The following is an 8,734-nucleotide window of genomic DNA, read 5'->3' as shown; positions in this document are numbered from 1 at the left end:
ATGGTCGAGATTGCAACAGCGATTTCCTATAATGCCGATTTAATTATTATGGACGAGCCAACTTCGGCCATTACAGATAAGGAAGTTGATCATCTGTTCAGCATTATTGATTCCTTGGTGAAAAAAGGTGTTTCCATTATCTATATTTCTCACAAAATGGATGAGATCTTTAAGATTTGCGACGATATTACAGTATTCCGTGATGGACAGTATGTAGGAGCAAAACCGGCAAGTGAATTGAATCAAGACACATTGATTCAAATGATGGTAGGGCGTGAGATTAAAGCAGTATTCCATAAAGAGCCATCCGAAATTACAGATGTTGTTCTAGCTGTAAAGAATCTATCCAGAGAAGGAAAATTCCAAAATGTTAACTTTGAGGTGCGCAAAGGCGAAATTCTAGGAGTCGCGGGATTGATGGGATCTGGAAGAACCGAGATTATGGAAAGCATTTTTGGAATTGATCCGCCAACCTCTGGTGAAATTTATATGCACGGCAAGCAGGTGAAAATCAATTCGCCGAAAGAAGCAATCCGTCATAAAATCGGCTTATTAACAGAGGACAGAAAGCTGACAGGTGCATTCCTGCCGTTGTCGATCCGGGAAAACATGATTATGTCCAATATTGATAATCTCTCAAAAATTGGCTATCTAAATAACAGCCTAGTGAAAAAAGTATGCAACGAGCAGGTAGAGAAATTAAGAGTAAAAACACCTCATTTAAACCAGCTTATTATGAACCTAAGCGGAGGGAACCAACAAAAGGTACTGATTGCCCGTTGGCTGCTCAATGATCCTGATGTATTGATCTTAGATGAACCAACACGCGGTGTAGACGTTGGAGCAAAGGCTGAGATACATAAGGTGATGTCGAAGCTGGCACAGGAGGGAAAAGCAATTATTATGATTTCCTCTGAATTGCCTGAGGTGTTAGGAATGAGTGATAGAGTCATTGTGATGCATGAAGGAATTCAAAAAGGCGAGCTAAGCAGAGAAGAAGCGAACCAGGAAAGAATTCTAGAAGTTGCATATCAATAAAGAAGACAAACATGCAGCTGCACGCATAGTTTGTTCTGACAATTTCCTGCTGCATAGAATCTATTCATGGCTGGAAATTTATAAATTCTGGAAAGAATACAACCCCTTGAAGGAGGAGTAGCAATGAAAACGCAAGAAAGTGCTGTAAGCAACCCGACGGTGCTTACAAATTCGGTTAACAGAAAGAAGCAAATCTCAGCAATCTTGAATAAGTACGGAATTGTATTCATCTTTATCGCAATGTGTATTTTAATGTCAATTCTATCACCGGCCTTTTTAAACGTAAATAACTTGATTAACGTTGTACGACAAATTTCTTTCATCGGTATTGTAGCAATGGGGATGACAATGGTCATCATTACAACAGGGATCGACTTATCTCCTGGTTCGGTTATTGCCCTTGTATCGGTAATCGCTGCAAGTTACGCACATCCTGGCGAATATCCATTATTCGTTCCACTTGCAATCGGTATGGCAATTGGAGCAGCAGCTGGATTTATTAACGGTGCGATTTCTGCAAAAGGAAAAATTCCTCCGTTCATCGCGACATTAGGAATGATGACAGCAGCGAGGGGTTTATCGCTTCTGTATTCAGATGGAAGACCAATCGGAAACTTATCAGAGTCCTTCATGTTTATCGGAAAAGGTACAATCGCTGGTATTCCTTTCCCAATCCTGATCTTCATCGTAATGGGTATTATTTCGCATATTATGTTAAGTCAAATGAGATTTGGTAAGTACACATACGCAATCGGCGGAAATGAACAAGCTGCACGTATTTGCGGAATTCCAGTAGATCGCTACAAAATTATGATTTTCACATACGCTGGTTTGTTATCAGCTATTGCAGGTTTGATGTTAACAGCACGTATTTCTGCGGGACAGCCAAGCCTTGGATTAATGTATGAATTGGATGCAATTGCCGCTGCGGTTATCGGCGGAACAAGCTTAAATGGCGGAATTGGTACGATTCCAGGAACAATGATTGGTGCTTTGATCATCGGGGTTCTAAACAATGGACTTGATTTAATGAACGTATCTTCTTACTGGCAGCAAATTTTAAAGGGAGCGATCATCGTAGCAGCAGTTCTTCTAGATTCCCGTAAAAATAAAAAGGCGTAGATAATCTTGGAGGAGCCTACTATTAATAAAATAAGGCAATTATAGAAACTAAAAAATAAAAGAGTAAGAGATGGAGATGGTGTGTTAGTTCAAAGGTATCACCCGTTGGTAATGATCAATTAAAAATGATTAGACTATCCAAGGGGTTCCTTGGATAGTCTATATTTCACTGTAAGAAAGGATAAATTCCCAGCTAGCGGTTAATTCGACGTAGCAGGGAATTTTAGGAACACAGTGTAATAAGAGAGGTGAGAAATGAGAACGACAATATATGATGTTGCTCAGAAAGCAGAAGTTTCTATGTCTACTGTTTCCATGGTAATGAATAATAAGGGTTCAATTAGTGATGCTACAAGGAAAAAAGTAATGAAGGTCTTGGAAGAATTACAATTCACGTCAAGTAGGTCATCTATTGTATTGAAAAAGAGGTCCGCTTATACGGTAGGATTGCTTATTCCAAATCTAGAAAATCCGTTATTTGTAGAGATCGCAAAAAATGTCTGTCAGCGTGGACATGAATTGGGATTATCTGTTGTTATATGCAATACAGAAAATGATGCAGAAAAGGAAGTACAGTATATTACCCGTTTAAAGGAGAAAAATCTCGATGGGCTTATTTTGGCAGGCGGGTTTGAAAATGATGCGATTTTGCAGGAAGTAGTGGGTGAAGGGCTGCCCATTGTCTTAATTGGCCAAAATATTCCTTCTCTTGGTGTAGATAGTGTCCATGTTGATGACTGTTTAGGCGGCTATCAGGTGACTGAACATTTTTTATCACTAGGACATCAAACCATCGCAGTTTTTACTGAGAACACAAGGAGTAGTAAAGAGCGCCTACACGGGTATCATCAGGCCATAAAGGATGCAGGCTTAGAATATAATGAGAGTTTGGTTTTTGTTTGTGATTCTACTGTAAGTAGTAAACAACTTGCCAAACAAATACTGGGTCTTATCAACCGTCCAACTGCCATTTTCGCCTGTAATGATTTGTTGGCAGTCGGTATCATGCAAGGGGCAAAGGAACGGGGGCTAAGGGTACCTCATGATTTATCCATTATTGGGTTCGATAATACGATTTTATCTAGAAGCATTGATCCTCCGCTTACCTCAGTAGATCAGCCTATTGAAGAGATGGGACGCCAGGGAATAGATTTACTAATTGAAAGAATCGAAGGACACGAAAAAACAAAGAGACAGGTTATATTATTTCCGAAAGTCATTTTTCGAAATTCAACGAAAACCCATCCAATTTAACTTTAGTATCTAATAGTATCATCAGGTGTGATCCTAAAAATGAACATGCCAAATAACCTTCCGTCGGGTAGATGGAAGGTTTTGGTTTTTGCGTGAATTTGTTCTTTATTCTCATGAAGACATTATTTCGCACGCAATCCGTCAGGGGCAAACAATGGATTCTCCTAGATTGCAGCGAAGAAGGAATTCTGTCCTAGAGTGAGTCAAGGACATGCTTTGGTGTAGAGCTCATTTTATTTCCTAGTTTTTTGGCCTCTCAATAATGTATTAAGTGCTAGATTTATGTTGAAATAGTTCTCAGAGTTAAGCCATTTGTCTGGAATGATTAGATGGGAGCAGTTGTCACTGTTTAAATAACTATAAATAATCTGCGCTTCATCGATTTCATCTCTGCTAACAGCAATCGCTGAATTTAGGTCATTACTTTTGAAATACGTTAAAATGTTTGTTTTTATTTCTTCACTGAGCTGTTCAATATAGCTGCTTTCTAGTGAATATTTGTGGCTAAAAAGTACATTGGTCCTCTTAATGAGAAAAAGTTTAATAGTAGAATTGGTTAAGGGATCGATGGTGACGATATTGTGGTTTCCTTCTGTGAATTCTATAATCTTTTCTTTAGATAATAGGGAGTTTACTGCATTTATATTATCTCTATATTTTGAGGCGGCTTCAAAATCATACTCCTCAGAAGCAGCTACCATCATTTGCTTCATTTCCTCGAGAATACTCATGTCAGTGCCTGTCAGCAAAGCGATCATTTTGTCTATTATCTCATTGTATTGTTTCACTGCAGAACCCCCAAGGCACATGCCGATGCACAAGCCTAAAGAATAATTCAAGCAGGCGGTATTCTTTCGAGAAGGATTATTGCAATGTATTTTAAAGCATTCTTTTACACCTTGAATTGCTCTTTCCACTGTGCTCTTGCTTGTAAATGGACCGAAATAAAGCTTGCCATCATTTTCAATGGGGCTATAAGTCATCTCAATGTCGCGATAATCCTCGTTCATGTTGATGGCGATATAGGTAAAGGATTGTGGGTTTTTCATCATCCTGTTATATGTGGGCTTTAATTCTTTGATTAATTTACATTCCAGCATAAAAGCCTCAAATTCTGTATCTGTAAGTATATAGTCAAAATCCTTTAAGTGATTTATAAGCTTTTTAACCTTTGGAGAATGGCTTTTTGAGTCTCGAAAATAAGACTGAACTCTATTCTTTAAATTTTTAGCCTTTCCCACATAAATGATCTGGCCAAGTGAGTCTTTCATAAGATAAACTCCAGGGGATAATGGCAGATTTTTTACCTTTTCTTGTAGATTAATGTTAGTTCATCCCTTTACTAAGATAATGTGTTATCTATTATTTTATCACGACATTGGATTAAGATACATCTCAATAGGGTTTTAGTTTGATAGGTATGGGGCGGAACCCTTACTTAGATCTCTAACCTAAAAGGAAGAGGGATGATCCTGGTTTCTTGTCTACATATTTTTGTATACTAGGTAGGGTGTTTTAACAGATTTTCTGAAAAGAAGTCCCCTTCCTCAAGAAATGAGAAGGGCGTAGCCCAATGAGTAGGGAGGGGATGAGTGTTCAGTAGGCGTAAGCCTATTTTTTTCTCTTCTTTGTAGTTGGTTATTGAGAGTCGAACACACATTCGTTATAATGGGATTACCAAGACATAGAAGATGGTGTTGAAAATAGCAAATAGGGAAGATGGAACTCATATAAAAGGAACAAAAAAATTTTTAACAGATGGTTGGACCACTTCTGGTTTTCGTTTCGCTATTGTTCCTACTGAAGAACAAGCAACACGTCTGGAACAAGCATTTGGTTGTGAAAGAAAGGTTTACAATGAATATATAGCTGGTTTGTATGAGTATTTGGAAGGACCTCCACTTCAAGACGCGCAGCGGATAAGTGGTGGGTAGTTCACGAGGTGTACAAAGATGACATACTTGAACCGAATAGGAGGGAATACACATGGCAGAACCACTTAAAGCTATGTATAATAAGGAATTTCTTTATCAATTTGGCAGGAAGGTTAGGGAGGCGTATGGGGCTTTCGATATTGAGGGATTTGTTGCGGCTGTTTTAGGTAATGATTGGGATGTTTTAGAATTGAAAGCCAGAATACGTCGGATAAGTGTATCTCTTGGAAAGTACCTGCCTCAGAAATACGAAGAGGCATTGAACGTTCTATTTAAAATTGATGAGGAATGTACAGGATTTCCTTACCTGTTCTTTCCTGATTTTGTGGAAGTGTACGGGCAAAATCAGGAACATTGGGAGCTTTCTATGAAAGCTTTGGAACGATTTACGCAGAGATCATCAGCTGAATTTGCTGTAAGGCCATTCCTCATCCGCGATCCAGAGAGAATGATGCGTCAGATGAATACTTGGGCGCAGCATCCTAATGAACATGTTCGAAGGCTTGCAAGTGAGGGATGTAGACCAAGTCTTCCTTGGGGGCAAGCATTGACGCAATTTAAGGAAGATCCCGCTCCAATTCTTCCTGTACTTGAGCAATTAAAGATGGATTCATCACTCTATGTTCGCAAAAGTGTTGCTAATAATCTAAATGACATCTCAAAAACACATCCGGAATTGGTTATCCAAATTGCCTTGGATTGGTATGGAAAGCATGAATATACGGACTGGATTGTAAAGCATGCCTGCCGTACTTTGTTGAAAAAAGGGGATAGGCGGGTGTTGTCTATTTTTGGTTACAAGGATGATGAATCCATTCAATTCCTGCATTTCACTTGTAGTCCTGATAGTATTTCAATTGGAGAAGAGATTTCCTTCTCATTTCAGGTCAAATCTGAAAAGCATACTAAAATAAGGATTGAATATGCAATTGACTATGTTAAATCTAAAGGACATAGGAGCAAAAAAGTATTTCAGATAACGGAAACGGAAATAAAAAGCGGGGAGACTAAATCTTATTCACGAAAACATTCCTTTAAAGATTTGACTACCAGGAAACATTACGAAGGGGTTCATTCACTATCCATTATTATGAATGGTGCAGTAAAAAACTCATTTGATTTTATGGTGAAGTAAGCAAATTTTTTTTACTTTTTAGCAGAGAATGTAGAAGTCGATTCATATGTATGATTATTATCTCAAAAGCCATTATTTATTTGTCGTGGAAAGCCGTCTTGGAGCTGACGGCAAAGCAGAAGAGGCTTAGATACTAGTACAATCATAAATGGATTAAGAAAAAAGGCATAAGTCCGGTTCAATACCGACTTATGCCCAGAAAGCTGCCTAGCCTTCATGTTTAATTTTTGGGTTTCAGTTCACCATAAGTAGCGGCTGTGATAGGTGGTGTACCAGAACTTCCTAACTCAGCCCGAGAGATGTTAAAGCGTTTACAATAGACTGTATCATCCAGTACCAAGTAGTTCCTATAAAGCTTTAAAATTATCCTCTATTTGTTCTAAGGACAATCCTCTTGTCTCAGGTAAGTATTTTGCTATAAAAATGATTCCTCCAATACCAAACGCAGCAAATAAGAAGAATGTTGCTGAAAGTCCGATTCCTTCTAGAAGAACTGGGAAGAATAATCCTACTAAGAAGTTGCAAATCCATAAACATAAAACAGCCGTACCCATACCCATACCACGTAAGCGTGCAGGGAATATTTCGGATAATGTCAGCCATGTCATGGGACCAATAGCTCCTTGAAAGAAAGCTAAATATAGGATTGTCATTGATAATACTATATATGGTAATATTGGAGATTCGGAAAGTGTTAGCGTAGCAATCCCGATCGCAATAAGCGCAATTGTTGCACCTATTAAACCTGTCAAAAACATTGTCCGTCTATTCACTTTGTGCATGATGGACATCCCAACAATAACTGCAATAACAGAAATTACTCCGTTTGCTACGTTTCCAATCAATGCTGTTTTTGTGCCAAAACCAGAATTTTGCAGAATTTGTGTTCCATAGTACATGATAGAGTTTATCCCTACTAATTGCGAGATAGCTCCAATTCCCGCACCGAGAATGACAATGCGTCGAATCCATGGTGTATTCAAATCCTTAAATTTTACTCTTGCTATTTTTTTCTCTTCTGAAATACGTGTTTTAATCGCTTTCAATTCTTGTTCAGCGATACTTTCGCTGCGAATCTGTTTAAGTACTTTCAGTGCTTCAGCCATTCTTCCTTTAGATGCTAACCAACGAGGACTTTCAGGCAGAATCAATACTCCAATCCAAAGCGCTACAGCCGGTAATGAGGCAATCACTAACATATAACGCCATACATGTCCTGCTTCTCCGAAAACATTTCCAATCACTGCATTACATACGTAAGCAAGAAACTGACCCGTAACGATCATTAATTCATTTTGAGTAACCAATCTACCACGCCGTTCTGAAGGTGACATTTCGGCAAGATAAGATGGAACGATTACAGAGGCACCACCGACAGCAAGTCCTAATAGAAAACGGAAAATAACCAATATATTTGTATTTGGTGCGATGGAGCAACCAAGTGCAGAAAGGAAAAATAAAATCGCCAGATACATAATAGCTTTTCGATGCCCTCTAGTATCCGATAAGCGCCCGCCGAATATGGAACCAAAAGCAGCACCTAATACTAAAGAACTTGCTACTAAACCTTCCGTGAAAGGGCTTAAATTTAATTGGTCAGGTCTAGCCATAAATGGAAGCGCACCGTTAATAACCCCTGTATCATACCCAAATAATAGCCCGCCAAAAGTGGATACAATGGTGATTAGTTTCAAAAATTTTCTAGGGTCCTTTTTCTTATCATATTCCAGTTCAACTGAATTATCAGTATTCCTGATACTTTCCATGTTAAATTACCCCTTTCTGTTAGTAATGCGTGTATTGTTACATTTAAAAGAATTTTACGAAATGAACGCTTTATCCAAAATATTTTTCCTGCTTATATTAGCTGCTTACTGAAGAATGTCCTCCAGATAAAATCCTTTGTAACATTCTAATTTCGCCATCTAATTTTCGGCACATTGTTAATTCTGGACTAGTGCTTTCTTTATTCATTGATACATCGTTTATATTCCGACGATATTCATGTATACTCTTTGTTAGATCTAGTGCTTTTTTCAATAGCATTGCCCTGAACACCTTTCTAGCATTTATGAAATTTATAAGGACTCTTTACCAAATAACACTATTTTTAATAGCCATCATTTTAGATTCAGAGTTGCTGAGAGCCTCTCGAACAGGCTCTCAGCAGTCTCTCAAACAGCAATGATCAATCCATGCCGATTCTTGTTAAATATTCTCTCGTTCTTTTCGCAATTGGGAATGGTTTCTC

The 8,734-nt window shown here is 38.4% G+C and carries 7 protein-coding genes; 5 read left to right on the top strand and 2 right to left on the bottom strand.

Annotation, left to right across the window (positions count from 1 at the left end; genetic code table 11):
• From EP737_RS24675 to EP737_RS24665, 3 genes are all read left to right on the top strand, one after another.
• The coding region (locus tag EP737_RS24675; RefSeq protein ID WP_165350928.1) for a sugar ABC transporter ATP-binding protein at positions 1-1,038 on the top strand (1,038 nt) is incomplete at its 5' end.
• 123 nt (positions 1,039-1,161) lie between these two features.
• Positions 1,162-2,160 carry an ABC transporter permease gene (locus EP737_RS24670; RefSeq protein WP_129731995.1) on the top strand — a complete coding sequence of 333 codons (999 nt, stop codon included), beginning with the start codon at positions 1,162-1,164 and terminating at the stop codon, positions 2,158-2,160.
• A gap of 255 nt (positions 2,161-2,415) precedes the next feature.
• Positions 2,416-3,414, top strand: coding sequence for a LacI family DNA-binding transcriptional regulator (locus EP737_RS24665; protein ID WP_129731993.1), 999 nt, complete (start codon positions 2,416-2,418; stop codon positions 3,412-3,414).
• A gap of 233 nt (positions 3,415-3,647) precedes the next feature.
• On the opposite strand, the gene EP737_RS24660 is transcribed toward EP737_RS24665, so the two are convergent.
• Positions 3,648-4,712, bottom strand: coding sequence for a GIY-YIG nuclease family protein (locus EP737_RS24660; protein WP_342772939.1), 1,065 nt, complete (start codon positions 4,710-4,712; stop codon positions 3,648-3,650).
• A gap of 399 nt (positions 4,713-5,111) precedes the next feature.
• Between EP737_RS24660 and EP737_RS24655 the strand changes: the two genes are divergently transcribed.
• Both EP737_RS24655 and EP737_RS24650 read left to right on the top strand, forming a co-directional pair.
• The gene (locus EP737_RS24655; protein WP_165350927.1) at positions 5,112-5,348 is read left to right on the top strand and encodes a helix-turn-helix domain-containing protein; all 237 of its coding nucleotides are present in this window, start codon (positions 5,112-5,114) and stop codon (positions 5,346-5,348) included.
• A 52-nt stretch (positions 5,349-5,400) separates the two neighbouring features.
• Complete coding sequence (locus EP737_RS24650; protein ID WP_129731987.1) at positions 5,401-6,483, top strand: DNA alkylation repair protein; 1,083 nt, start codon at positions 5,401-5,403, stop codon at positions 6,481-6,483.
• 347 nt (positions 6,484-6,830) lie between these two features.
• Here EP737_RS24650 and EP737_RS24645 read toward each other — a convergent pair whose 3' ends face one another.
• Positions 6,831-8,249: a sugar porter family MFS transporter gene (locus tag EP737_RS24645; RefSeq protein WP_129731985.1), complete on the bottom strand. Its 1,419-nt coding sequence runs from the start codon at positions 8,247-8,249 to the stop codon at positions 6,831-6,833.
• Positions 8,250-8,734: the final 485 nt, after the last annotated feature.

Source organism: Ectobacillus funiculus (genome assembly GCF_004138295.1).
GTDB lineage: Bacteria > Bacillota > Bacilli > Bacillales > Bacillaceae_G > Ectobacillus > Ectobacillus funiculus.
The sequence above is the reverse complement of the archived record's forward strand: the minus strand, read 5'-3'. Positions and strand labels throughout refer to the sequence as shown.

What these genes read in the sequence shown, in the direction of transcription:
- EP737_RS24670 (WP_129731995.1), top strand. Translation starts at nt 1,162, where the DNA reads ATGAAAACGCAAGAAAGTGCTGTAAGCAACCCGACGGTGCTTACAAAT.
- EP737_RS24665 (WP_129731993.1), top strand. Translation starts at nt 2,416, where the DNA reads ATGAGAACGACAATATATGATGTTGCTCAGAAAGCAGAAGTTTCTATG.
- EP737_RS24650 (WP_129731987.1), top strand. Translation starts at nt 5,401, where the DNA reads ATGGCAGAACCACTTAAAGCTATGTATAATAAGGAATTTCTTTATCAA.
- EP737_RS24645 (WP_129731985.1), bottom strand. Translation starts at nt 8,249, where the DNA reads ATGGAAAGTATCAGGAATACTGATAATTCAGTTGAACTGGAATATGAT.